The sequence below is a fragment of the Variovorax sp. efr-133-TYG-130 genome (assembly GCF_030208835.1).
GTDB lineage: Bacteria > Pseudomonadota > Gammaproteobacteria > Burkholderiales > Burkholderiaceae_C > Variovorax.
Map to the genome: position 1 here is coordinate 77,795 of NZ_JARVTD010000032.1, position 21,432 is coordinate 99,226.

Sequence of the window (21,432 nt, forward strand, 5' to 3'; positions counted from 1 at the left end):
CGCTCCCGCTGTGCATGCCGCTCAGAGCTATCCGCAGCGGCCAGTCAAGATGATCGTCCCCTTCGCCGCTGGCGGAGGGACCGACATCGTGGCCAGACTCGTGGCGGCGGAGATGGGGGCCGCGTTGGGGCAGCCCGTGATCGTCGACAACCGTGCGGGCGCCGGGGGAAGTCTGGGTTCCGATGTCGTTGCCAAGTCACCTACGGATGGATACACCATCCTGATGGCGACCGTATCTACGCACGCGATCAATCCGGCTCTTTATGCGAAGCTGCCCTATGACCCGATACGAAGCTTTGCACCCATCTCCTTGATCGCGCGTGTAGGTGGAGTAGTCGTAGTTCAGGCCTCTTCGCCGTACAAGTCCTTGCGGCAACTTGCCGATGCAATGCGAAAGGATCCTGGCAAGTTGACTTTCGGTAGCCAAGGCGTTGGCGGGGTAAGCCATCTCATGGGAGAAATGTTCAACACCCAGGCACACGTGCAATCTACGCATGTCCCGTACAAAGGGGCCGCGCCTGCACTGCAAGATCTGCTGGCGGGAAACATCGACATCGTCTACGACACTGTGCCCGCGCTGCTACCCCATATCCAGTCGGGGAAGTTGCGCGCCCTGGCAGTCACCACGCCGCAGCGGCTCACCAATCTTCCGGAAACCCTCACTTCTTCCGAGGCTGGATTCCCTGAGTTTCTTGTCGCGACGTGGAACGCGTTGCTGGCGCCTGCCAACACGCCGCCGGCCGTTGTGGACCGGCTCAATGGCGCCGCCTTGCTCGCGCTGAAGAATCCGGCAATACGCAGGCGAATGGATGAACTGAGCGCGGAGGCGGTAGGTTCAAGTCCCGCCGAGCTGGCGCGCTTCATGAAAGATGAAGTGAAGCGCTGGGCTCCCGTGGTGCGCGCTTCTGGCGCCCGGGTCGAATAGGGCTGGCATTTCGACCTGCCTACGCCCAGAGGAAAGACCGGACCGATCAGAGCGCGTCTTGCGGCGATACCTTGTGCCAGCAGTCAAGCGAGAAGGATCTTTCGGTACTACCGTCTTTCGACGGCACCGGCAAAAGATTTTCTCCTCTCTATCGAGCACTGGAGGCGGCAGCACTTCAAGATAACTGCCCCGGCTAGGCTGCAGTCACCGCCGGCTTGCCCAGTTCAGCCTTGCATGCTTCGATGAGCAGTTGCGTGTCTTCCATCGTGCCAATGCTGATCCGAATCCACTCGCCGAGGCCGTACGAACTTACGGGACGAACGATCAGGCCACGCTGTTCGAGGCGATGAGCCCAGTTCGCTCCATCCGCCACCTTTACAAGAAAAAAATTCGTGTGCGAATTGATGACCGTCAGCCCCAATGCCGTCAAGCCTTCTTGCATGGCCGCCTTGGAGCGAGCATTCGTCTCCACCGTTCGAGTGAGGAAATCCTGATCATCAAGCGCTGCGATCGCTGCTCGCTGAGCCGCTTCGGAGACGGTGAATGGTGCCCTCACTCGGCGCAGCATTGCAGCGAGACCGGGGTGTGCGATGCCGTACCCGATCCTCAGCCCTGCAAGACCGTACGCCTTGGAGAAGGTCCGGGTGACCAGGACGTTTGGCAACGTGGTCGCCAGCCGGATCGAGTCCAGCCGCCGATCTGCTGGCATGTATTCGTAGTAAGCCTCGTCGAGCAGTACCACGACATGGGACGGAACCGAACGGATGAATGACTCAAGCTCCATCGGATCCACGCAGGTCCCGGTCGGATTTCCAGGATTGGCTATATAGATCAGCGTCGGGTCTTGTGCCAGCGTCTGCCGCAGGCCGGAGAGGTCGACGTGAAAATCCGGCGAAGCCACTTGCAAAGGGGTTGCTCCTACGCGCTGAGCCGCGTTCACGTAGGCTTGAAAGGAATATTGAGAAAAGGAGGTTCGCCTGCCGATCGAAAGCAAGGTCGAAACCGAGGTGCCGATGATGCTCTCGGAGCCCGCACCAACGACGACCGTCTCGCGGTCCACGCCGTGGAACTGAGCGATAGCCGACACCATATCTGCGCAATCGTTGTCTGGGTACAGCGACAGATTGATCTGGGCTTGGGCGAGAGCTTCCATGGCCTTGGGGCTGGCGCCAAGTGGGTTCTCATTGGAAGCAAGCTTGACGATTCGCGCACCCGGCAGAAGCCGCGCGACTTCGCTGATGGGTTTGCCCGGAATGTAGGGCTTGATGGCGGCGATGTGATCGGGGTAGGAAACAGGAGAGGTCATTCAACGAATATGCTTGAGGTGACGCAGGATTGCCATCGCTTGCAGCACTTCGTGATTGCCTATGGTTATCGCTTCGGACTACTATTGCAGAACGATGACTTTGCAGCAGTTAAGAGATCTCCTCGCCGTTGTTGCGTATGGCGGATATCGCGCAGCGGCCAGAGCGTTGGATGTCTCGCAGGCAGGTCTTACGAAGAGCCTTGCCAATCTCGAAGCTGAGTACTCTGTCACCTTCTTGCAGCGCACTGCCAAGGGAGTTCTGTTGACTCCCGTGGGGGAGGAGTTTGTTGTCCAAGCCAGAGCCATTCTGCAAGAGGCAGAGAGAGCCGAGGAATGGCTGCAGAACGTCAATCGGCCGGCAACAGGTCAGATCCGATTGGGGGTTTCCATCGATCCCTCGCTGCGTTTGGCGCCGGCGGTCCTCAAGGATTTTCGACTGGCGTTTCCGAGCACGACAATTCACATCACTCAACGTTCGACGTCGGAACTGCTTGCAGGCATCCGGGACAACAGACTGGATCTTGCGGTCACCCGACTACCGGAGTCATTCGAATCCGGTGATCTGACCATCCACTTTCTCTATGAAGGCCGGGCTGCCATCGCTGCGCGCAAGGGGCATCCCCTCGGTGCGGCCCGCTCAGTGCGAGATCTTGCGGCGAGCGAGTGGATCGTCGTCGGAAACCCTAGTATGGCGGGACAGCATGACGAAAGCGTCCAAGAATTGTTCCTCCGGCATCAGCTTGGTAGCCCGCGATTCGCGGCAGTTTCGGATTCGCTGTTCGGCGCCATCTCGATGCTTCTCGAATCGGATTGCGTGGCCCGTCTGCCGTCCGTGCTGCTTCAACACCCGCTAGCCATCGGGAACTTGTCCGAGATCAGAATCAAGGAGCAGGTGGATCTGGCCTATCAAGTTGGAATCGTCTTCAAGGCGGGGCGGCGCCTTGGCCGCGAAGCCACTCAGTTGGTGTCCATGCTCAAGTCGTTCTCGCGGCTTGCTCGCGCGCTGGAGACGCGCCGCACGTGAAGTATGACGCCGGCTTGCCGGCATCGCCTCGATGATCAATCGGGTGTGAAGCCCGAGGCCTTCACAACAGGCTCCCACTGCTGCAGTTCTGCCACTTGGAGCTTCGTGAACTCCTGCGAGGGAAGATAGCTCGGCTCCAGCATGAGCTTGTTCAGTCTGGCTTTGAAATCCTTTTCCTGGATGACCTTGGCGATCGCTGCATCGATGCGCGCAACGGTTTCCTTCGGTGTGCGTGCGGGAACGAATGCGCCGAACCAGCCCTCCACGGGTGCCACCTTCAGTCCCTGTTCAGCCAGCGTGGGAATCTCCGGTGCCAGCGCGTAGCGATGAGGACTGAAGATGCCCAGGATACGAATCTTTCCTCCTCGCTGGTGCTCGATCTGATCGACCAATGTATCCACGCCCACCGGAATGTGACCGCCGATGAGGTCTGTGACCAGCGGCGCGCCACCTTTGAAGGCCACATGAGTCCAGTCGACACCCGCTTCCTTGCCGAGCGCGATCGCTGCAAAGTGGGCCATACCTCCGGCTCCGGATGTGCCATAGGATGCCACGGAGGGGTTGGCCTTCATGGCCCTCAGCAGGTCAGGGACGGACTTTGCCGGGGAGTTCGTGGGTACTGCAACACCAAAAGGATAGGACGCGAGACGTGAAACGGGAGTGAAGTCCCGCGTGACGCTGTAGTCGATCTTCCCTGCATAAGTGAGCGACTGGATCGTTGTCAGTGCATTCGGTGCGATAAGAATCACACTGCCGTCGGCGGTGTCTCGCTTTAGTTGCGAGGCTGCAATCCGCCCACCTGCGCCTGGCCGATTGTCGACGACCACGGACGTCTTGAGTTCATCGGAAAGGGGCTGCGCCAGCAGACGGGCCATCGTGTCGACACTCCCTCCCGGCGGATAGGGAACTACGAGCTTGATGAGTGCTGGCGTTTGTGCAGTTGCCGGCATAGCGGCCGCGGCGCTGAGCGAGAGAAAAAGGACCACTACACGGCGCGAAAAATTAATCATGGGATCTACTCCACCGGAACAAAGGAACTCGCATGGTCACTCGTGGCCCTTTGGTTGATCAATGCAAGCAAGTGGCATCGTGATCACTCAAGGCAATCGCATGGATGAGGGCAAACGTATGAGTGCGTCACAGTGGAAGTTTGAAACTTTGGTTGGATTGCACTGACCTGGCGCATCCTGAAGTCCGAGTCCTATTGGCAGAAGTTCCGAGAGCAATTTCGCACCTTATGTACGCAGCCTGATGCACCACATTGCTGCAGCACACGACCGTCAGCTTCAACTTAAGAAAAATTGATAATGGTTATCCCTTGATGCTGAGGCGCAACACTTTGTTTTCCGCAATCTGTGCACTGGGTGACACCGCCGCGCCCATAGAGGGGAGGTAGGCGGCCCTGCTTCGCGAGGCGACGGCGACTCGACGAGAATGATCAAAACTGTGGCTGCCGATGTTTTGTGCGTGCAGCATGACCTGCCCCCTGTAGACGTGCCAATGTTGAGCTAGCGAGTCCAGGATTGTGGCGACTACTTAATCTCCGGTGATTGCCTTGCATCGCCAGCGCGCTGGCGATGCAAGGCAGCGAAGCTGGCCGTCGGGATGTTTTGTGGCGGGCGCTCCAGTCCACACCAATATCTCGACATCCCGTACGCAGTTCGATCAGCCCAACTCAACTTCGCGCAATGCAAACCTGCTCGCAGTCTTGGATCGATCCCGAAACGGGCATCGCCCTCCGACCGGTCGACTGCAAGCGATGTGTTGCGAGATTGCAGCAGTTTGGTTTAACCCATCACGGAAAGGCGTACGCGGCTTTCGCCGATCTTGTGGCCGTTAGATTAGTTCTGTTCCGAGCAGGTGATAAGCCATCAACGAGATCGACAGCGGCTCCTAAACCGGGGAACAACTCGGGGAACAAATTCTTGAAATTAAAGATTGGCTCCAGTATCGATGGGCCTTTCAGATGATCATTCAGTAGACCCCAGCTCGGTCTCCCTCACCGACGCAGGCCGGTTGCTGCAGGCGCGATGTGCGCCCTTGATGGAGATGATCGAGCAGACCACGAGCGAACTGCAGGCACGCGGCTCGCACCCCAGCGGTCGCCTGTTGATCACCGCGCCCCACGGAATGGTCCAGACGGCGTTTCCGCGCCTGCTGGGAGACTTCCTCACTTGCTATCCCGACGTGCAATTCGACCTGAAACTGAGCAACCGCATGATCGATCTTGTCGACGAGGGAGTAGACATCGCCTTGCGGTTCGGGCGGATCGGCGACGAGAACCTGATCGTGCGGCGCCTGCGCCGGATGGGGCTCACACTTTGCGCCGCGCCGCGCTACTGGGCGCGGCGCGGCATCCCGCTAGAGCCCGATGACATGCGAAAGCACGACGTCCTCGCATACTCCGTCACGCCAGGGCCTCCACAGATCGCATTCGAAGTGGACGGCCAGCCGTACAACGTGCCCATCCGGGGACGCATGGACGCCAACGATGCGAGTGCGTTGATTGGCGCAGCACTGGCGGATATCGGCGCGGTGTGCGTTCCCGACCTGCTTGCGCAACCCTACGTGGACGGCGCTCACCTGGTCCCGGTTCTCCAGGATTTCATGCCCAGCGACATCTGGCTCTATGCAGCCTACACACAGCGCCGCCAGAATAGCGCCGCGCTGCGTGCACTGCTCGCGATGCTGGAAGTTCGCATGCGCGACAGCGCTGCTTCCCTTCCGGTCTTGACAGGTGCTGCAATTGCACCTCTTGCATGGGGACAGACCCAAGCCTCATCGGTTCGAGTATCTTCCGCTGGTTTGCCAGCGAGATCGGGCGGCGCCACGTTGACGAGTCAATCCACTGATGTCAGGCTGCGAGCTGATGTAAGGGGACCACTTTTCCGACGCGCCGGCTGTCGAGATAGTTCGCCCACCATTCCATCAACTTGACTCGCTCAGGCAAGCGGCTTCCGCGATCGTACGCAGCACGTACTTGGTCTCGTTCCGCGTGCGCAAGCTGACGTTCGATGGCATCCGCGTTCCAGCCGGCTTCGTTGGCTACCGTCGAGAAAAGCGCCCGAAAGCCGTGTGCGGTTGCCAAGTACTTGTAGCCCATCCGAGCCATCGCGCTATTGAACGTGTTCTCGCTGAGAGGCTTCGACGGATAGAAGGGGCTCGGAAATACGAGGTCTCGATGGCCGCTCATTGGTTTCATGGACTCGACGACAGCAATGGCTTGAGCTGAAAGCGGGACCACGTGCTCTGTTCGCATCTTCATGCGTTCAGCGGGAATGCGCCATAACTTGGCCGCCAAGTCGAATTCAGTCCAACAGGCACTCCGAATTTCGCCTGGTCGTGCGGCGGTGAGCATCAATAGTCTTAGGGCATGAACGGTGTGCGGGTCGCCTTGATAGGCGTCCAGCTTGGAGAGAAATTCAGGCAGATCAGCAGGTCCCAGCGCGGCTCGATGCTGAACGCGCCTTGGCTTCAGAATTTCGGAAGGGACAAGGTCCCCCATCGGGTTACGATCAATGTGCTGGTGTGTGGTGGCATAGCGGTAGATCGCCTTGATGCGTTGCAGAACTCGCATTGCGATTTCTCCGGCGCCGCGCGCTTCGATCTTCTTAACTACTTCCATGACCTGCCGTGTGGTGATTTCTGCGATGGGCGTGCTGCCAAGTGCAGGAAAGACATCTGCCTCCAGTGAGGCTCGGGTACGCGCCAATGTGTTGGCCTCCCAGCGTCCCGCCTGATGAGAAAGCCATTCCTCGGCGACCGCCTGAAGTGTGCTAGTTGTTTCTTGGAGGACCTTCTGCTTGGCGGCCTTCTTGATAGCTCCAGGATCCTCGCCCCTACTCAGGGCCTGCTTGGCCGCGAAACGCTTTTCGCGTGCTTCTTTGATTCCCACGACCGGATACACACCAAAGGCAAGCAGTTTCTCTTTGCCACTGAATCGGTACTTCATACGCCAGTAGCGTCTGCCGTGGGGCGTGACTTGCAAATACAAGCCTTCGCCATCGGCGTAGCGACCGGGCTGGGTGAGATTGCGGACTTTGACGTCGGATAACGGCATGATGCAGAACGTTCTGGGGTCGGGGTACTTTTGGGGGTATGTGCCAAAATCGAACTCAAGAATAACAAGGATTTGTGCGGGTTCAGGACACAGGTTTGGTTCCTGGCGGCGACCACATACCAGACCGGAAGCTCCCAAAAGCTTCCGGTTTTTCTTTTTCCCACCCATGACGGAGTTGACTGATCTGGACGAGGCCAGCCTGGCAGCGCATGCCGCCGAATGGCGGCGGCGCGCGTTGCGCGGCGAGAAAAAGGCGCGCGGCATCGCACATGCCCTCGAAACCGAAATGCGGCGCCGCTCGGGCGACACCATCGCGCCGCAGAACACCGACGACCTCGACACCCGCCCGCTGGCGTTGCGGCAGGCGCCGCGGCCATGGTGGAAGTTCTGGTGAGCCTGCGCTCCGGCCCCCGAAGCGCCGCTACGCCATCGTGAAATGCGAGGGCGGGCGCCCCAGCGTCTTGCGGAACATCGTCGAGAACGCGCCCGGGCTGTAGTAGCCCATGTCCAGCGCCACCACCGTCACCGGCTCTCCCGCCGCGAGCCGTGACAGCGCCACCAGCACGCAGGCGCGCTGACGCCACTTGCCGAAAGCCATGCCCGTCTCGAGGCCGAAGCGGCGGTTGAAGGTGCGTTCGCTGACGTTCAACTGCGCCGCCCATGTCGACGGCGCCACGTGGATGCCGGGCCGCCTGAGAAATTCCACGCAGAGCCCCGCCAGCGCCGGGTCGCGCGGCAGCGGCACATGCAGCAGCGGCAAGGCCTCGGCGCGCGCCAGCTCGTGCAGCACGAGGCGCATCAGCACACCATCGCGGCCTTGTCTGTCGTATTCGGGCGGCACCTCGATCGCTTCCATCAGCAGCTGGCGCAGCAGCGGCGACACGTTCAGCACCTCGCACTGGTCGCCCTTGCGCGGCACGTCGCGCGGCTCGATGTAGAGGCTGCGCGTGCTCACCCCGAGCATGCGCACCCGGTGCGGCTTGCCGGCCGGGATCCACACGCCGCGCTGCGGCGGCACGACCCAGGCGCCGTCATCGGTGCCGACCTCCATCACCCCGGTCGCCCCGTAAAGAAACTGCGCGCGCCGGTGGCTGTGCGTGTGCAGCATCGTGCCCGGCGGGTAGTCGGTGCCTATGGCCAACACCGCGCGGGCGATGGCATCCACGGAGTCGAGCGGAACATTGCGCATAGGGTCGGCAAAAAAAGCGGGTTGGCCGGAACGCGAACATTATTGGCCCACATGCGCAAGCGCGCCAAGCCGCGCCGACCTATCGTGACGGTCTTGTCCTCAATGCCCAGGAGCGTTTCGTGTCGATCCATCTCATGCTTGCCGGCTTCGGTTGCCTGGCAGGCGCCACCACCGTGCTGTTCGGCTTTGGCGGCGGCTTCGTCGTCGTTCCCTTGCTTTACCGTGCGCTGATCGCGAAACACGGCGCGGGCAGCGCCACCGGCCAGTCCGCCATGCACATCGCCGTGGCCACTTCGACCTGCGTGATGATCGTCAGCGCCATGCTCGCCACGCGGCGGCACCAGCGCGCCGGCACGCTCGACTGGGCGCAGGTGCGTCCGCTGCTGCGACCCATCGGCGCAGGCGCCGTGGTGGGAGCTGCGGCGGCCGTTGCGGCCGATGGCGAGTTCGTGCGCTGGGCCTTCATCGCGTACCTCGGCGCGACCATCCTCGATTGCGTGTTCCGCCCCGGTTTTCTCAAGCACACCGCATCCGCCGCGGCACGCCCGCTGTCGGGCCGGGTCGCGAGCTTCGGCAGCTTCGTCATCGGGCTGATCGCCGCGTTCCTCGGCGTGGGCGGCAGCGTCATGACCGTGCCGCTGATGCGCCGCCGGGGCGCCGCCATGACGCATGCCACCGCCATGGCCAACCCGTTGTCGCTGCCTGTTGCGCTGGCCGGCACCGCGACCTACATGGGGCTCGCATGGAACTCGGCCTCGTCGCTGGAAGGGTGGCACATCGGCTACGTGGACGTGCCCGCGTTCGCCGCGCTGGTGGCGGGTTCGCTGGTCGGCGTGCGCATGGCCGCGCCGCTGATCGGCCGCATTCCGGACCGCATCCACACCTGGGTGTACCTGGGCCTGCTGGTGGCGGTGCTGGCGGGCATGGTGCTGCGCTGAGCGTGCATGTCAGCCGAAGCCGATGCTTCGCGCCAAAGCCTTGCAGCGGCCCGCCGAGCCATGACACCATGGCCGCATGCCATACCAACTCCATTACTGGCCCACCATCCAGGGCCGCGGTGAATTCGTGCGGCTCGCGCTCGAGGCGGCCGGCGCCGACTACGTCGACGTGGCGCGGCTGCCCGAGTCGAAAGGCGGTGGAGAGTCCGCGCTGGGCCGCCGCCTCGGCGATGCAGGCAATGCGCGCCCCGCGTTCGCGCCGCCCTTCCTCGTCGACGGGGACATCGTGGTCGGCCAGACCGCCGCGATCCTGCTGTACCTCGGGCCACGGCTGGGCCTGTCGGGCGTGGGCGAGTCCGACGGGCTGTGGACGCACCAGCTGCAGCTCACCATCGCCGATGCGGTGGCGGAGGCGCACGACACGCACCATCCCATATCGACCGGCGCCTACTACGAAGACCAGCGCGACGCCGCCATGCAGCGCGCGAAGGCCTTTCGCGAAGAGCGCATCCCGAAGTTCCTCGACTGGTTCGAAGAGGTGCTGCAGCGCAATCCGGCGGGCAGCCTGCACCTGGTCGGCGACACGCTGACCTACGCGGACCTGTCGCTGTTCCAGCTGGTGGATGGCCTGCGCTATGCATTCCCCAAGGCCACGGCGCGCGCGCTGGCTGCAACGCCGGCGGTCGAGAAGCTGCATGGCAACGTCAAGCGCCGCCAGCGGGTGCACGACTACCTGCAGAGCCCGCGGCGCATTGCGTTCAATGAAGACGGGATCTTCAGGCGCTATGCGGAGCTGGACGGCTGACGGCGCCTGAACCTTCAGGCCACGATTGCAGCCGCATCGTTCCACGACGGCAGCAGCACCAGTCCTGCGACTGTCACCGGCTTGCTCTGCGGGCCGAAGAGATACCGTTTCGGCACGATGCCCTCCAGATGGCGCAGCACGTCGGTGCGGTCGTCGATGAAGTGCGTGATGCGCAGGTCGCGGCAGTGATCGGCCTTTTGCGGCCTTTGAAGGCAGAAGCGCAGGTTGGCGGGTGCGATGCCGGTGCGTTCGAAAAAGCGGTGGTGCTGCAGCCACGCACGGCTCTTTGCCTGAACGCTGGGGCCGCACTTCGAGACCAGCCAGACGCGGCCGTCGAACCTTTCGACCAGCGGCGCGACGGCGTCGAACATGCCTTCGTACGGCGGCGTCGCCAGTGCGTCTTGCAGCGAGCCGCCGATGAACGAGGTGTCCGCGCCGCCAGCGCCTTCGGCGGCGATGAGCACCCGGCCGATGTCGATGCCGAGCCTGGGGAGACAAGTGGTGTTTTGCATTTCTGATTCCCTTTGTGTTTGAAGCAGGCGAATCGTAGAAATGAAGCCAATCATCAGGAACTACTGATATTGGATGTACTATCCATAAAATGGATAGATGGATGTTCCTCGCACCAATCTCGACGCCCTTCAGTCTTTCGCAGTGTTCGCGGACACGCTGAACTTCAGCGAGTCGGCGCGCCTGCTTCACATCAGCCAGCCGGCCCTGCATGCGAAAGTGCGCAAATTGGCCGAACAGCTTGATGCAAGGCTGTACATGCGGATCGGTGGCGCGCTAGAGCTCACCAGCGCGGGTGAGCAGGTCGCACGGCATGCGCGGGAGCTGCTCGCGCTCAACCAACGCTTCGTCAAAGGCCTTGCAGCCGGGCGAGACCAGCCGGTCGTCACGCTGGCTGCGGGCGAGGGGGCTTATCTCTATCTGCTGGGCAAGGCTCTGTCGCAGTTCTCGGGTCCTGGCGCCTCGCCGCACCTGCAATTGCTCACGCGCAACCGGGACGAAGCAATACAGGCGGTGCGGGCCGGACAGGCGCAACTCGGCATTGCGCCCCTGGGCACTGCGCCTGAAGACCTGGCGGCGGTGCGCCTCACGGTCGTGGGCCAGGTGCTGGTCGTACCGCGCGCGCATGCCCTGGCTTCACGCAAATCGGTGCGCCTGCGCGACTTGAAGGACGCTCAACTGATCGTGCCACCGGAAGGGCGGCCGCACCGCGAAATGCTGGGCCGGCTGCTTCAGGCGGAGTCGGTGCCGTGGCAGCCGTCGCTCGAAGCCAATGGCTGGGAACTGATGCTGCGTTTCGCTCAGCTGGGTTTCGGGCTTGCCGTGGTCAACGCCTGCTGCCGCATTCCAAAGGGTCTGGTGGCGATTCCGTTGCAGGGCTATCCGCCGCTCGAATATCACATGTTCCACGGTGCCGATCGCCCTCCGACACCGCACGCACAGAGGCTCATGGACGCGCTGCTGACGCATCGAGATCACTGGAAGGCCGCGCCATGACGCCCGAGAGCGCCAGCAAGTTCATCGCCTACGTGTTGCGTCACGCGCCGGAATCGGTCGGCCTGCGGCTCGATGCGGAAGGTTGGGCCGACATCGATGCGCTGGTGGCGGGCGCCGTAGCCGGAGGGCGCGACCTCGCGCGGGCGGACGTCGTGCAGGCGGTCGACTCGGGCACGAAGAAGCGCTATGAGCTGTCCGCCGACGGGCGCCGCATCCGCGCCCTGCAAGGCCATTCGACGCAGCAAGTCAGCCGTGGCTTCGAAGCGTTGGCACCGCCAGCATTGCTTTTTCATGGCACGGCCACTCGTTTTCTCGACGCGATCCGCGCGCATGGTCTCCTGCCGGGAGCCCGGCAGCATGTGCATCTGTCGGCCGATGAAGCCACCGCGGTGCAGGTTGGGCGCCGGCATGGCAAGGCGCATGTGCTCGTGGTTGACGCAGGCCGCATGCATGCGCTGGGCCACGCCTTTCATTGCGCCGAGAACGGTGTCTGGCTGACGGCGGCCGTGCCGCCGGAGTTTCTGTCGGGCTAGGCGTCTTCGGCCCCGTTGCGAATGCGCAGCGCCAGTTCATACAGGGTATTGCGCGGCGCACCGCTGATTTCCGCGGCCAGCTTCACCGCCGTCTTCACCGGCAGTTCCGCCAGCAACAGCCGCAGCACCCGTTCGCCCTCGGCACCGCCGTCGCCGCTCACCGCCACCGGATGCAGCACCAGCGCGAACTCGCCGCGCGTGCGGTCGCGGTCGGCGCCGAACCAGTCGGGCAGGGTGCTGGCCGCGACGGTCGCGATTTCCTCGAACTGCTTGGTCAGTTCGCGGCCCACGGTGATGCGGCGTTCGCCCAGCGTGGCGAGAGCGCGCGCCAGGCTCTCGATGCGGTGCGGCGCCTCCAGCAGCACCACGGCGCGGGGCTCCTGCGACAGCGCCTGCACCGCGGTGTCGCGCTCGCCGGCCTTGCTCGGCAGGAAGCCGGCGAACACGAAGGCGCTGCTGGCGTTGCCATCGCCGCCGTCGGCCACCAGGCCCGCCGCGCCGACCAGCGTGGTCACGCTGCTGGCACCGGGCAGCGGCAGCACGCGCTGGCCCGCCGCGCGCACGGCGGCGGCCAGCCGCGCGCCGGGGTCGCTCACGCCGGGCGTGCCGGCGTCGCTGACGTAGGCGATGCGCTCGCCCTGCGCGAGCCGCGCGACCACGGCCTGCGCGGCTTCGGCCTCGTTGTGCTGGTGCACCGCGAGCAGCCGTGCGCCGGGGCGGTCGATACCGTAGGCGCGCAGCAGGCTCTGGGTATGGCGCGTGTCCTCGCAGGCGATCGCGTCGACCAGCTGCAGCACATGCAGCGCGCGCAAGGTGATGTCGGCCAGGTTGCCGATCGGCGTGGCGACCACGTAGAGGGTGCCTTGCGGATAATGCTGCGCACCCGCGGCGTCGTGCGCGGCCGCGAGGGCGGCGCCGAAAGAAGCAGGGGCGAGTGAAGCCAAGAGGTTTCTCCGTCAGATCGAACAAGAAGATTGCAGGCAGGGAGCCATGAAGACCGACACCACAACGAAGCATCGCGGCGATGCGGCGGAAGACGCCGCGCTCGACCATCTGCAGGACGCCGGCCTGGTGCTGGTCGCGCGCAATTATCGGACGCCCGGGCGCGGCGGCGGCGAGATCGACCTGATCATGCGCGATCCGCGCGACCACACGCTGGTCTTCGTCGAGGTCCGCCAGCGCAGCAGCGGCACGCACGGCGGCGCGGGCGGCAGCATCACCGGCCTGAAGCAGCGGCGCATCGTGTTCGCGGCGCGGCACTACCTGAACCAGCTGCGCACGCTGCCGCCGTGCCGCTTCGACGTGGTGCTGGTCGAGGAGAAAATCACCTGGTTGCAGGCGGCCTTCGATGCCGGCTGATGCCTCTTTCGCGGGAACTGAAGCCCTCTTGAAGGCTCCACAACTCACACGTCTTGTTTCACAGCCCCCAGTTATCATCCCGCCTCATGCTCGAGCAACGGATTCAGCAGCACTTCATCGATAGTGCCGACCTCAAATACCAGACCGGACCGGTCCTCAGCAAACCCATCTCTCAGGCAATGCAGGCCATCCTGGCCTGCGTGACCAGCGGCGGCAAGGTGCTCGCCTGCGGTGCCGGCGTGTCGGGGCTGCTGGCGGCCCAGTTCGCCGCGCAGTTCGTGGGTCGCTTCGAACGCGAGCGGCCCGAGCTCGGCGCCATCGCGCTGCCCGGCGACACCACCGACCCCAATGCCGACAGCGCCAACGCCATCGACGCCGACCGCTTCGCCCGCCAGGTGCGCGCGCTCGGCCAGGCCGGCGACGTGCTGCTCGCGCTGAGCGCCAGCGGCCAATCGGCCGCAGTGCTCGCGGCCGTGACGGCCGCGCACGAGCGCGACATGACCGTGGTCGCGCTGCTGGGCAATGCCGCCTCGGGCGCACCTTCGGCGCCGGGCGCCGGCAGCAGCGGCACCGGCGGCGCCATCGGCCGCGCGCTGCGCGAAACCGACGTCCAGATCAGCGTGCCGCACGAGCGTGCGGCGCGCATCCACGAAGTCCATCTGCTCGCGCTGCATTGCCTGTGCGACGGCGTGGATGCCCAGTTACTCGGAGAACAGGAAGTTTCCCCATGAACCTCGCAACCATGAAGACGACACCGGCCCGACGTTTCGCCATCGCGCTCACCCTGGGGGGCGCGCTGGTCGCGGGCCTTTCCGCCTGCGTGCCGCTGGTGGTGGGCGGCGCCGCGGTAGTGGGCGTGGGCATGGTGGCGACCGACCGCCGCAGCTCGGGCGCCCAGCTCGACGACCAGGGCATCGAGCTGCGCGCCGCTGCCCGGGTGCGCGACATCGCCAACGACCAGATGTACGTGAGCGTCACCAGCTACAACCGCCAGGTGCTGCTGACCGGCGCCGTCGGCAGCGACGCCGACCGCCGACGCGTCGAGGACGAGGTGAGCCGCATCGTCAATGTGCGCTCGGTGGTCAACGAACTGACCGTGGGCAGCTCGAGCACCTTCCAGGACCGCTCGAACGACCTGTACATCACCGGCAAGGTGAAGGCCTCGCTGCTCGACGCCAAGGACATCTTCGCCAACTCGTTCAAGGTGGTGACGGAGCGTGGCGTGGTCTACCTGATGGGCATCGCCACCCGCCGCGAAACCGACCGCGCCACCGAAATCACGCGTGGCGTGACGGGCGTGGTGAAGGTGGTGCGCGTGGTCGAGGTCGTCTCCGAAGCCGACCTGGCCGCCAGCCAGGCGGCGAACCAGGCCGCGGCGCAGCGCGGCGGCCAGGGCCCCGCGCCGGTGACGTCGGCTACGCCGTCGGCGCCTTCGTCGACGGTGGTGCCGGCTTCTTCTTCATCGTCGCGCGTGCCGCTGCCGCCGATGGAGCCGCTGCCGGCCAGCGGCGCGACGACAGCGCCGGTTCGCTGAAAGAAAGCGCCCGAATTGAAAAAGCCCGCTCAGCGGGCTTTTCTTATTTGAGGCGGGTGATGAGGCTGGAAGTGTCCCAGCGCCGCCCGCCAGCCTGCTGCACGTCGGCATAGAACTGGTCGACCAGCGCCGTCACCGGCACGCGCGCGCCGTTGCGCTTGGCTTCGTCGAGCACCAGGCCCAGGTCCTTGCGCATCCAGTCGACCGCGAAGCCGTAGTCGAACTTGCCCTCGATCATGGTCTTGCCGCGGTTTTCCATCTGCCAGCTCTGGGCCGCGCCCTTGCTGATGACGCCCAGCACGGCTTCCATGTCGAGCCCGGCGCGCTGGCCGAAGGCGATGGCTTCGGACAGGCCCTGCACCAGCCCCGCGATGGCGATCTGGTTCACCATCTTCGCGAGCTGGCCGGCACCGCTTTCGCCCAGCAGCGTGACCGCGCGAGAGAACGCCATGGCCACCGGCTTGATGCGCTCGAACACGGCCGCGTCGCCGCCGCACATGACGGTGAGCGCGCCGTTCTGCGCACCGGCCTGGCCGCCCGAGACGGGGGCGTCGATGAAATGCAGGCCCAGCGCCTGTGCCGCCTTCGCCAGCTCGCGCGCCACGTCGGCCGAGGCGGTCGTGTGGTCGACGAATGCCGCGCCCTTCTTCATGCCGGCGAAGGCGCCGTCGTCGCCCAGCACCACCGAGCGCAGGTCGTCGTCGTTGCCGACGCAGCAGAACACGATGTCGGCGCCCGCGGCGGCCTCGCGCGGGGTCGGTGCATGGCGGCCCGGTGCGCCGAATTCGGCGACCCAGGCCTGGGCCTTGGCGGGCGTGCGGTTGTAGACCGTGACGCTGTGGCCTGCCTTGGCCAGGTGGCCGGCCATGGGGCCGCCCATGACGCCGAGGCCCAGGAAGGCGACGGTCTGCGCGGGGACGGATTCGTAGGTGCGGGGGTTGATGCTGCTCATGGGGCGACAGCTTAAAGCCATTCCGCGACCGGTGCGATGGCCCAAACCTGTACGTGAACGTACAGGTTTGGGTAGAATGGAACCATCATGACCACGCCGAACCCCGCCAGGACCATCACCGTGCGCGACGCCGCGGCCCGGCTCGAGGTCACGCCGCGCACGCTCAAGTACTACGAAGAGCTGGGCATCGTGGTGCCGGATCGCAGCGAAGGCGGCTACCGCCTCTACGAGCAGGCCGACCTCGACAAGCTCGCGCGCGTGCTGCGCATGCGTTCGCTGGGCTTCTCGCTCACGGCCATCACCACGATGCTGCAGCAGCCGATGGAAGCGCCGGCCGAAGGCGGCCGTCCGCGCCTGTCGAACGCATCGCTCAAGACCTTGCGCGAAACCTTGACCGGGCAGCTCTCGACGCTCGATGCGCGCGTGGCCCAGGTGCGCCGCGAACTCAAGGAAGCCGCGGCGCTGCAGGCGCAACTGCGGCGCGACCTCGACTACGTGGAGCGCCGCCTTGCCGGCGAGCCGGTGGAAGAGGCGCTGGAGCAGCGCCGCAAGGAGCGGCCGGCGCCATGAGCTCCCCGGCCCTGGCGCGACCTTCGCTCGGCAATGCCGCGATCGCGCTGCTGCCCTGGGCCATCGGCCTCGTCACGGCCATCGACTACTTCGACAACGCGCTGTTCGCCTTCTTCGCGAGCTACATCGCCGGCGGCGTCAACGCCTCGCCCGACGAACTGGTGTGGGCCTCCAGCGCCTATGCGCTGGGCGCGGTGCTGGGCATCCTGCACCAGCATGCGTGGGTCGAGCGGCTGGGCTACCGGCGCTACCTCGCGGTCTGCATGTTCGCCTTCGCGCTGGGCGGCGTGGGCGCCGCGCTCTGCGACAGCTCGATGCAGCTCACGGCCGCGCGCGCGGTGCAGGGCTACTTCGTCGGGCCGATGCTCGGCGCCTGCCGCATCCTGATCCAGATCGGCATCGCGCCCGCGCGGCGCGGCCAGGCGCTGAAGGCCTTCATGGTGCTGATCGTGTTCGGCGGCGCGCTGGCGCCCATTGCCGGCGCCTTTCTGGTCACCAACTTCGACTGGCGCTGGCTGTTCGCCAGCACCGCGCCGGTTGCGGTGCTGATCGGCCTGCTGGTGCTCTGGACGCTGCCCGACATCGGCGACGTCGCGCCGCACGAACGCACCGAGCCGCACTACATCGCCTACGTCGTGTTCGCGCTGGCGCAGGCCGCGTTGCAGGTGGTGCTCACGCGCTCGCACTTCGAGCTGTTCACAGGCTCGCCCGCGCTGATCGGACTCACGCTCGCCGGCGTCGCGGGGCTCGCATGGTTCGGCTGGCAGCAGTGGCGGCACCCTGCGCCGCTGGTGCGGCTGCATGCGCTGCGCAATGCGTCGTTCCGCGTGGGGCTCGCGCTCTACGTCGTCTATTACTACCTCTCGACGGGTTTCAGCTACCTGCTGCCGCGCCTGATGGAAGGCGGGCTCGGCTTCACGGTGGGCAATACAGGCTACTTCACCGGCGCCGCCTCGCTCGCGACCGGGCTGCTGGTGTTCGTCTACCTGCGCTATTCGGCGCGGCTCACGCGCAAGAAGTGGCTCATCGTCGCGGGCTTCGGCATCGCGGCGCTGGCGGCGTGGTGGCTGTCGCGGGTCACGCCGCAGGCGGGGCGAGAGGCCCTGCTGGCCCCGCTGCTGCTGCGCGGCCTGCTGATGCTGTTCGTGGTGCTGCCCGTGGCCAACCTCACCTTCAGGCCCTTCGCGGCGGAAGAATTCGCGCACGGCTACCGGCTCAAGAACCTCGTGCGCCAGCTGGCGATTTCATTCGCCACATCGAGCGTGATCGCGCTGCAGCAGCACCGCCTGGCGCTGCACGAAGTGCGCCTGAGCGAGTCGGCCAACCCCGCGAACGCCGCCTTCATGCAGGCGCTGGAGTCGCTGACCCACGGTTTCGCCGCGGCCGGCCATGCGGCGGGCGAGGCCCATGCAATGGCGCTGGGCACGCTCTGGCGAACGCTCGAACAGCAGGCCACCTTCATGGCCTCGCTCGACGGCTTCACCGCGATGGCGGTCATTGCGCTGGCGGCGGGCGCGTTCGCCGCGTGGCAGAAGACGATCGACTGATTCGGCGGGCGCCGCCGGGCCGCTCCCAAGGCGGCCCGCGCCTCCCCCATGGGGGGTGGAGTTACACGCAGCGAAGCGAAGTGAAAAGCCGGGGGGCTGCTGTTTCAGACGATCGCGAAATGCTCCGTGCCGGCGGCCAGGTCGGTGCTGCGCGCGCGCTGGCTGTTGAGCTTGATCTGCAGACGCAGGTCGTTGGCGGAGTCGGCGTTGCGGATCGCGTCCTCGAAGGTGATCGAGTGGCTCTCGAACAGGTCGAACAGCGCCTGGTCGAAGGTCTGCATGCCCAGGTTGCGGCTCTTCTTCATGATCTCCTTGATCTCGCCCACCTCGCCCTTGAAGATCAGGTCGGAAATCAGCGGCGTGTTCAGCAGCACCTCGACCGCCGCCACGCGGCCCAGGCCGTCCTCGGTGGGCACCAGCCGCTGCGACACCAGCGAACGCAGGTTCAGCGACAGGTCCATCAGCAATTGCGCGCGGCGCTCCTCGGGGAAGAAATTGATGATGCGGTCGAGCGCCTGGTTGGCGCTGTTGGCGTGCAGCGTCGCCATGCAAAGGTGGCCGGTCTCGGCGAAGGCCACCGCGTGTTCCATGGTCTCGCGGTCGCGGATTTCGCCCATCAGGATCACGTCGGGCGCCTGGCGCAGCGTGTTCTTCAGCGCGGCTTCCCAGCTGTCGGTGTCGATGCCCACTTCGCGCTGCGTCACCACGCAGTTCTTGTGCGGGTGCACGAATTCCACCGGGTCCTCCACCGTCACGATGTGGCCGAACGAGTTCTCGTTGCGCCAGTCGATCATCGCGGCCAGCGTGGTCGATTTGCCCGAGCCCGTGGCACCCACCAGGATGCACAGGCCGCGCTTGCTCATCGTCACTTCCTTCAGCACCTGGGGCATGCCCAGGCTGTCGATGGTGGGTAGCTTGGCGGGAATGGTCCGCAGCACCATGCCGACCTTGCCCTGCTGCACGAACGCGTTCACGCGGAAGCGGCCGATGCCGGTGGGCGAGATCGCGAAGTTGCACTCCTTGGTGCGCTCGAACTCCGCCGTCTGGCGGTCGTTCATGATCGAGCGCGTGAGCGCCAGCGTGTGCTGCGCGCCCAGCGCCTGCTGCGACACCTTGGTCACCTTGCCGTCGACCTTGATGGCCGGCGGGAAGTCGGCGGTGATGAACAGGTCGCTGCCGGCGCGGCTCACCATGAGCTTGAGCAGGTCGTTGATGAACTGGCTGGCTTGATCGCGTTCCATGAGAGCGCTCCTTGATCTGTTTAGATTGAACCCGCTGGCGGCCGACCGCCGGGCCGCCCCAAGGCGGCCGCGCCTCCCCCCTGGGGGGTGGAGTTACACGCAGCGCAGCAAAGTGAAAAGCCGGGGGGCCTCATGACTAGCCGGGGAAATTCTCGGGGATCTTGGCCTTGCCGCGGGCTTCCGCAGCCGAGATGGTATTGCGCCGCACCAGATCCGTCAGGTTCTGGTCGAGCGTCTGCATGCCCTGGCCCTGGCCGGTCTGGATGGTGGAGTACATCTGCGCCACCTTGGCCTCGCGGATCAGGTTCCGGATGGCCGGCGTGCCCAGCATGATCTCGTGCGCCGCCACGCGGCCCTGGCCGTCCTTGGTCTTGCACAGCGTCTGCGAGATCACCGCCTGCAGCGACTCCGACAGCATCGCGCGGATCATTTCCTTTTCCTCTCCCGGGAACACGTCGATGATCCGGTCGATGGTCTTGGCGGCCGACGAGGTGTGCAGCGTGCCGAACACCAGGTGGCCCGTTTCGGCCGCGGTCATGGCCAGGCGAATGGTTTCCAGGTCGCGCAGCTCGCCCACCAGGATCGCGTCCGGGTCTTCGCGCAGTGCGGAGCGCAGCGCGTTCGAGAACGACAGCGTCATCGGTCCCACTTCGCGCTGGTTGATCAGGCACTTCTTCGACTCGTGCACGAACTCGATCGGGTCTTCCACCGTGAGGATGTGGCCGTACTCGTTTTCGTTGAGGTAGTTGACCATCGCCGCCAGCGTGGTCGACTTGCCCGAGCCCGTGGGGCCCGTCACCAGCACCAGCCCGCGCGGCTTGAGCGCCAGTTCACCGAAAATCTTGGGCGCGTTCAGCTGCTCCAGCGTCAGGATCTTCGAGGGAATGGTCCGGAACACCGCCGCCGCGCCGCGCGCCTGGTTGAAGGCGTTGACGCGGAAGCGCGCCAGGCCGTCGATCTCGAACGAGAAGTCGACCTCGAGGAACTCTTCGTAGTGCTTGCGGTGCGTGTCGCTCATGATGTCGTACACCATGGCATGCACGCCCTTGTGGTCGAGCGCGTCGACGTTGATGCGGCGCACGTCGCCGTTCACGCGGATCATGGGCGGCAGGCCCGCGGAAAGATGCAGGTCGGAGGCTTTGTTCTTGACGCTGAATGCCAGCAGTTGGGTGATGTCCACGGGGCTCCTCGAATCGAGTTCGGTGACGTTTTGATACGATTTTGGACGATTATGACGATGATTGGCGACGACCTCCAGCAAGTAAACAACCGGATCGCACAGGCGTGTGTAACGGCCGGCCGCGACCCGGCCGGGGTGCGCTTGCTGGCGGTGTCCAAGACCTTCGGGCCGGAGGCGGTGCGCGAGGCGCATGCGGCGGGCCAGTCGGCCTTCGGCGAGAACTACGTGCAGGAGGGGCTGGACAAGATCGAAGCATTGGCCGACCTGCGCGCCCAGCTCGAATGGCACTGCATCGGCCCCCTGCAGAGCAACAAGACACGGCCCGTGGCCGAGCATTTCGACTGGGTCCACAGCGTCGACCGGCTCAAGATTGCAGAGCGCCTGTCGGCCCAGCGGCCGGCGCACCTGCCGCCGCTGAATGTATGCCTTCAGGTTAATGTGGACGGCGGCGCCAACAAGTCCGGCGTTACGCCCGAAGAGGCACTGCCGCTGGCGCAGGCTGTGGCGGCCTTGCCACAGCTGCGGCTGCGCGGGCTCATGGCGATCCCCGAGCCGGCGCCGGACTTCGCTTCGCAGCGCGAACTGTTCCTGCGGGCGCATGGCATCTTCGAATCGATCCGCAACGCGGGCATCGCGCTCGACACGCTCTCGCTGGGCATGAGCGCCGACCTCGAAGCCGCCATCAGCGCGGGCAGCACGATGGTGCGCGTGGGCACGGCCATCTTCGGCGGCCGGGCGCGCAAGCCCGCCGGCCCCGCCTGAA

23 protein-coding genes are annotated in these 21,432 nt (G+C 65.1%); 14 read left to right on the forward strand and 9 right to left on the reverse strand.

What is annotated here, in order from left to right; genetic code table 11:
- The first annotated feature begins 49 nt into the window (after positions 1 to 49).
- On the forward strand, positions 50 to 925 hold the full coding sequence (locus QRN67_RS26965; RefSeq protein ID WP_285414366.1) for a Bug family tripartite tricarboxylate transporter substrate binding protein: 876 nt from the start codon (positions 50 to 52) through the stop codon (positions 923 to 925).
- Positions 926 to 1,118: 193 nt separating this feature from the next.
- Here QRN67_RS26965 and hisC read toward each other — a convergent pair whose 3' ends face one another.
- The gene (gene hisC / locus QRN67_RS26970; RefSeq protein ID WP_285414367.1) at positions 1,119 to 2,231 is read right to left on the reverse strand and encodes a histidinol-phosphate transaminase; all 1,113 of its coding nucleotides are present in this window, start codon (positions 2,229 to 2,231) and stop codon (positions 1,119 to 1,121) included.
- A gap of 94 nt (positions 2,232 to 2,325) precedes the next feature.
- Here hisC and QRN67_RS26975 point away from each other — a divergent pair, with 94 nt between their 5' ends.
- Entirely contained in the window at positions 2,326 to 3,255 is a 930-nt protein-coding gene (locus QRN67_RS26975) for a LysR family transcriptional regulator (RefSeq protein ID WP_285414368.1), read from the forward strand.
- Between the two features lie 35 nt (positions 3,256 to 3,290).
- Here the strand turns inward: QRN67_RS26975 and QRN67_RS26980 are convergent, their stop codons facing one another.
- A complete protein-coding gene (locus tag QRN67_RS26980; RefSeq protein WP_285414369.1) occupies positions 3,291 to 4,265 on the reverse strand; it encodes a Bug family tripartite tricarboxylate transporter substrate binding protein in 975 nt (324 codons plus the stop codon).
- A 1,039-nt stretch (positions 4,266 to 5,304) separates the two neighbouring features.
- On the opposite strand from QRN67_RS26980, the gene QRN67_RS26985 reads away from it, so the two are divergent.
- Entirely contained in the window at positions 5,305 to 6,192 is an 888-nt protein-coding gene (locus QRN67_RS26985; protein WP_285414370.1) for a substrate binding domain-containing protein, read from the forward strand.
- Here the strand turns inward: QRN67_RS26985 and QRN67_RS26990 are convergent.
- Entirely contained in the window at positions 6,110 to 7,483 is a 1,374-nt protein-coding gene (locus QRN67_RS26990) for a tyrosine-type recombinase/integrase (protein ID WP_285414371.1), read from the reverse strand. The two genes, QRN67_RS26985 and QRN67_RS26990, sit on opposite strands and share 83 nt — an antisense overlap.
- Between QRN67_RS26990 and QRN67_RS26995 the strand changes: the two genes are divergently transcribed.
- The gene (locus QRN67_RS26995) at positions 7,482 to 7,709 is read left to right on the forward strand and encodes a hypothetical protein (RefSeq protein ID WP_081266057.1); all 228 of its coding nucleotides are present in this window, start codon (positions 7,482 to 7,484) and stop codon (positions 7,707 to 7,709) included. The two genes, QRN67_RS26990 and QRN67_RS26995, sit on opposite strands and share 2 nt — an antisense overlap.
- Positions 7,710 to 7,736: 27 nt before the next feature.
- Here the strand turns inward: QRN67_RS26995 and QRN67_RS27000 are convergent, their stop codons facing one another.
- Positions 7,737 to 8,504 (reverse strand): AraC family transcriptional regulator, encoded by a 768-nt coding sequence (locus QRN67_RS27000; RefSeq protein WP_285414373.1) that lies wholly within the window; start codon positions 8,502 to 8,504, stop codon positions 7,737 to 7,739.
- A 134-nt stretch (positions 8,505 to 8,638) separates the two neighbouring features.
- Here QRN67_RS27000 and QRN67_RS27005 point away from each other — a divergent pair, with 134 nt between their 5' ends.
- Entirely contained in the window at positions 8,639 to 9,442 is an 804-nt protein-coding gene (locus tag QRN67_RS27005; protein WP_285414403.1) for a sulfite exporter TauE/SafE family protein, read from the forward strand.
- 76 nt (positions 9,443 to 9,518) lie between these two features.
- Positions 9,519 to 10,247, forward strand: a complete 729-nt coding sequence (locus QRN67_RS27010) for a glutathione S-transferase (RefSeq protein ID WP_106936632.1) — start codon at positions 9,519 to 9,521, stop codon at positions 10,245 to 10,247.
- A gap of 14 nt (positions 10,248 to 10,261) precedes the next feature.
- Here the strand turns inward: QRN67_RS27010 and QRN67_RS27015 are convergent, their stop codons facing one another.
- A complete protein-coding gene (locus tag QRN67_RS27015) occupies positions 10,262 to 10,813 on the reverse strand; it encodes a hypothetical protein (RefSeq protein WP_285414374.1) in 552 nt (183 codons plus the stop codon).
- 43 nt (positions 10,814 to 10,856) lie between these two features.
- Here QRN67_RS27015 and QRN67_RS27020 point away from each other — a divergent pair, with 43 nt between their 5' ends.
- Both QRN67_RS27020 and QRN67_RS27025 read left to right on the forward strand, forming a co-directional pair.
- Positions 10,857 to 11,753 (forward strand): LysR family transcriptional regulator, encoded by an 897-nt coding sequence (locus QRN67_RS27020; RefSeq protein ID WP_106936633.1) that lies wholly within the window; start codon positions 10,857 to 10,859, stop codon positions 11,751 to 11,753.
- Positions 11,750 to 12,286, forward strand: a complete 537-nt coding sequence (locus QRN67_RS27025) for an RNA 2'-phosphotransferase (RefSeq protein WP_285414375.1) — start codon at positions 11,750 to 11,752, stop codon at positions 12,284 to 12,286. Before QRN67_RS27020 ends, QRN67_RS27025 begins: the two co-directional genes overlap by 4 nt.
- Here QRN67_RS27025 and rsmI read toward each other — a convergent pair.
- Positions 12,283 to 13,230 carry a 16S rRNA (cytidine(1402)-2'-O)-methyltransferase gene (gene rsmI, locus QRN67_RS27030; RefSeq protein ID WP_106936635.1) on the reverse strand — a complete coding sequence of 316 codons (948 nt, stop codon included), beginning with the start codon at positions 13,228 to 13,230 and terminating at the stop codon, positions 12,283 to 12,285. The genes QRN67_RS27025 and rsmI overlap by 4 nt on opposite strands.
- A 46-nt stretch (positions 13,231 to 13,276) precedes the next feature.
- On the opposite strand from rsmI, the gene QRN67_RS27035 reads away from it, so the two are divergent.
- From QRN67_RS27035 to QRN67_RS27045, 3 genes are all read left to right on the forward strand, one after another.
- The gene (locus QRN67_RS27035; protein ID WP_081266049.1) at positions 13,277 to 13,645 is read left to right on the forward strand and encodes a YraN family protein; all 369 of its coding nucleotides are present in this window, start codon (positions 13,277 to 13,279) and stop codon (positions 13,643 to 13,645) included.
- A gap of 86 nt (positions 13,646 to 13,731) precedes the next feature.
- Positions 13,732 to 14,376 (forward strand): SIS domain-containing protein, encoded by a 645-nt coding sequence (locus tag QRN67_RS27040; RefSeq protein ID WP_081266048.1) that lies wholly within the window; start codon positions 13,732 to 13,734, stop codon positions 14,374 to 14,376.
- A complete protein-coding gene (locus tag QRN67_RS27045; RefSeq protein WP_081266047.1) occupies positions 14,373 to 15,179 on the forward strand; it encodes a BON domain-containing protein in 807 nt (268 codons plus the stop codon). Before QRN67_RS27040 ends, QRN67_RS27045 begins: the two co-directional genes overlap by 4 nt.
- A 43-nt stretch (positions 15,180 to 15,222) precedes the next feature.
- On the opposite strand, the gene QRN67_RS27050 is transcribed toward QRN67_RS27045, so the two are convergent.
- A complete protein-coding gene (locus QRN67_RS27050) occupies positions 15,223 to 16,131 on the reverse strand; it encodes an NAD(P)-dependent oxidoreductase (RefSeq protein ID WP_285414377.1) in 909 nt (302 codons plus the stop codon).
- Between the two features lie 87 nt (positions 16,132 to 16,218).
- On the opposite strand from QRN67_RS27050, the gene QRN67_RS27055 reads away from it, so the two are divergent.
- Positions 16,219 to 16,701 (forward strand): MerR family transcriptional regulator, encoded by a 483-nt coding sequence (locus QRN67_RS27055; protein WP_285414378.1) that lies wholly within the window; start codon positions 16,219 to 16,221, stop codon positions 16,699 to 16,701.
- A complete protein-coding gene (locus tag QRN67_RS27060; RefSeq protein ID WP_285414379.1) occupies positions 16,698 to 18,248 on the forward strand; it encodes an MFS transporter in 1,551 nt (516 codons plus the stop codon). The genes QRN67_RS27055 and QRN67_RS27060 overlap by 4 nt, the downstream gene beginning before the upstream one ends.
- 104 nt (positions 18,249 to 18,352) lie before the next feature.
- On the opposite strand, the gene QRN67_RS27065 is transcribed toward QRN67_RS27060, so the two are convergent.
- Together QRN67_RS27065 and QRN67_RS27070 are read right to left on the reverse strand one after the other, a co-directional pair.
- Positions 18,353 to 19,489: a PilT/PilU family type 4a pilus ATPase gene (locus tag QRN67_RS27065; protein WP_081266043.1), complete on the reverse strand. Its 1,137-nt coding sequence runs from the start codon at positions 19,487 to 19,489 to the stop codon at positions 18,353 to 18,355.
- A 136-nt stretch (positions 19,490 to 19,625) separates the two neighbouring features.
- Positions 19,626 to 20,669, reverse strand: a complete 1,044-nt coding sequence (locus tag QRN67_RS27070; protein WP_081266042.1) for a type IV pilus twitching motility protein PilT — start codon at positions 20,667 to 20,669, stop codon at positions 19,626 to 19,628.
- A 51-nt stretch (positions 20,670 to 20,720) separates the two neighbouring features.
- Between QRN67_RS27070 and QRN67_RS27075 the strand changes: the two genes are divergently transcribed.
- Positions 20,721 to 21,431, forward strand: coding sequence for a YggS family pyridoxal phosphate-dependent enzyme (locus tag QRN67_RS27075; protein WP_285414381.1), 711 nt, complete (start codon positions 20,721 to 20,723; stop codon positions 21,429 to 21,431).
- The last annotated feature ends 1 nt before the right edge of the window (position 21,432 follow it).

Coding starts and splice junctions, on each gene's coding strand:
- QRN67_RS26965 (WP_285414366.1), top strand. CDS start 50: ATGATCGTCCCCTTCGCCGCTGGCGGAGGGACCGACATCGTGGCCAGA.
- hisC (WP_285414367.1), bottom strand. CDS start 2,231: ATGACCTCTCCTGTTTCCTACCCCGATCACATCGCCGCCATCAAGCCC.
- QRN67_RS26975 (WP_285414368.1), top strand. CDS start 2,326: ATGACTTTGCAGCAGTTAAGAGATCTCCTCGCCGTTGTTGCGTATGGC.
- QRN67_RS26980 (WP_285414369.1), bottom strand. CDS start 4,265: ATGATTAATTTTTCGCGCCGTGTAGTGGTCCTTTTTCTCTCGCTCAGC.
- QRN67_RS26985 (WP_285414370.1), top strand. CDS start 5,305: ATGATCGAGCAGACCACGAGCGAACTGCAGGCACGCGGCTCGCACCCC.
- QRN67_RS26995 (WP_081266057.1), top strand. CDS start 7,482: ATGACGGAGTTGACTGATCTGGACGAGGCCAGCCTGGCAGCGCATGCC.
- QRN67_RS26990 (WP_285414371.1), bottom strand. CDS start 7,483: ATGGGTGGGAAAAAGAAAAACCGGAAGCTTTTGGGAGCTTCCGGTCTG.
- QRN67_RS27000 (WP_285414373.1), bottom strand. CDS start 8,504: ATGCGCAATGTTCCGCTCGACTCCGTGGATGCCATCGCCCGCGCGGTG.
- QRN67_RS27005 (WP_285414403.1), top strand. CDS start 8,639: ATGCTTGCCGGCTTCGGTTGCCTGGCAGGCGCCACCACCGTGCTGTTC.
- QRN67_RS27010 (WP_106936632.1), top strand. CDS start 9,519: ATGCCATACCAACTCCATTACTGGCCCACCATCCAGGGCCGCGGTGAA.
- QRN67_RS27015 (WP_285414374.1), bottom strand. CDS start 10,813: ATGATTGGCTTCATTTCTACGATTCGCCTGCTTCAAACACAAAGGGAA.
- QRN67_RS27020 (WP_106936633.1), top strand. CDS start 10,857: ATGGATGTTCCTCGCACCAATCTCGACGCCCTTCAGTCTTTCGCAGTG.
- QRN67_RS27025 (WP_285414375.1), top strand. CDS start 11,750: ATGACGCCCGAGAGCGCCAGCAAGTTCATCGCCTACGTGTTGCGTCAC.
- QRN67_RS27035 (WP_081266049.1), top strand. CDS start 13,277: ATGAAGACCGACACCACAACGAAGCATCGCGGCGATGCGGCGGAAGAC.
- QRN67_RS27040 (WP_081266048.1), top strand. CDS start 13,732: ATGCTCGAGCAACGGATTCAGCAGCACTTCATCGATAGTGCCGACCTC.
- QRN67_RS27045 (WP_081266047.1), top strand. CDS start 14,373: ATGAACCTCGCAACCATGAAGACGACACCGGCCCGACGTTTCGCCATC.
- QRN67_RS27050 (WP_285414377.1), bottom strand. CDS start 16,131: ATGAGCAGCATCAACCCCCGCACCTACGAATCCGTCCCCGCGCAGACC.
- QRN67_RS27055 (WP_285414378.1), top strand. CDS start 16,219: ATGACCACGCCGAACCCCGCCAGGACCATCACCGTGCGCGACGCCGCG.
- QRN67_RS27060 (WP_285414379.1), top strand. CDS start 16,698: ATGAGCTCCCCGGCCCTGGCGCGACCTTCGCTCGGCAATGCCGCGATC.
- QRN67_RS27065 (WP_081266043.1), bottom strand. CDS start 19,489: ATGGAACGCGATCAAGCCAGCCAGTTCATCAACGACCTGCTCAAGCTC.
- QRN67_RS27075 (WP_285414381.1), top strand. CDS start 20,721: ATGACGATGATTGGCGACGACCTCCAGCAAGTAAACAACCGGATCGCA.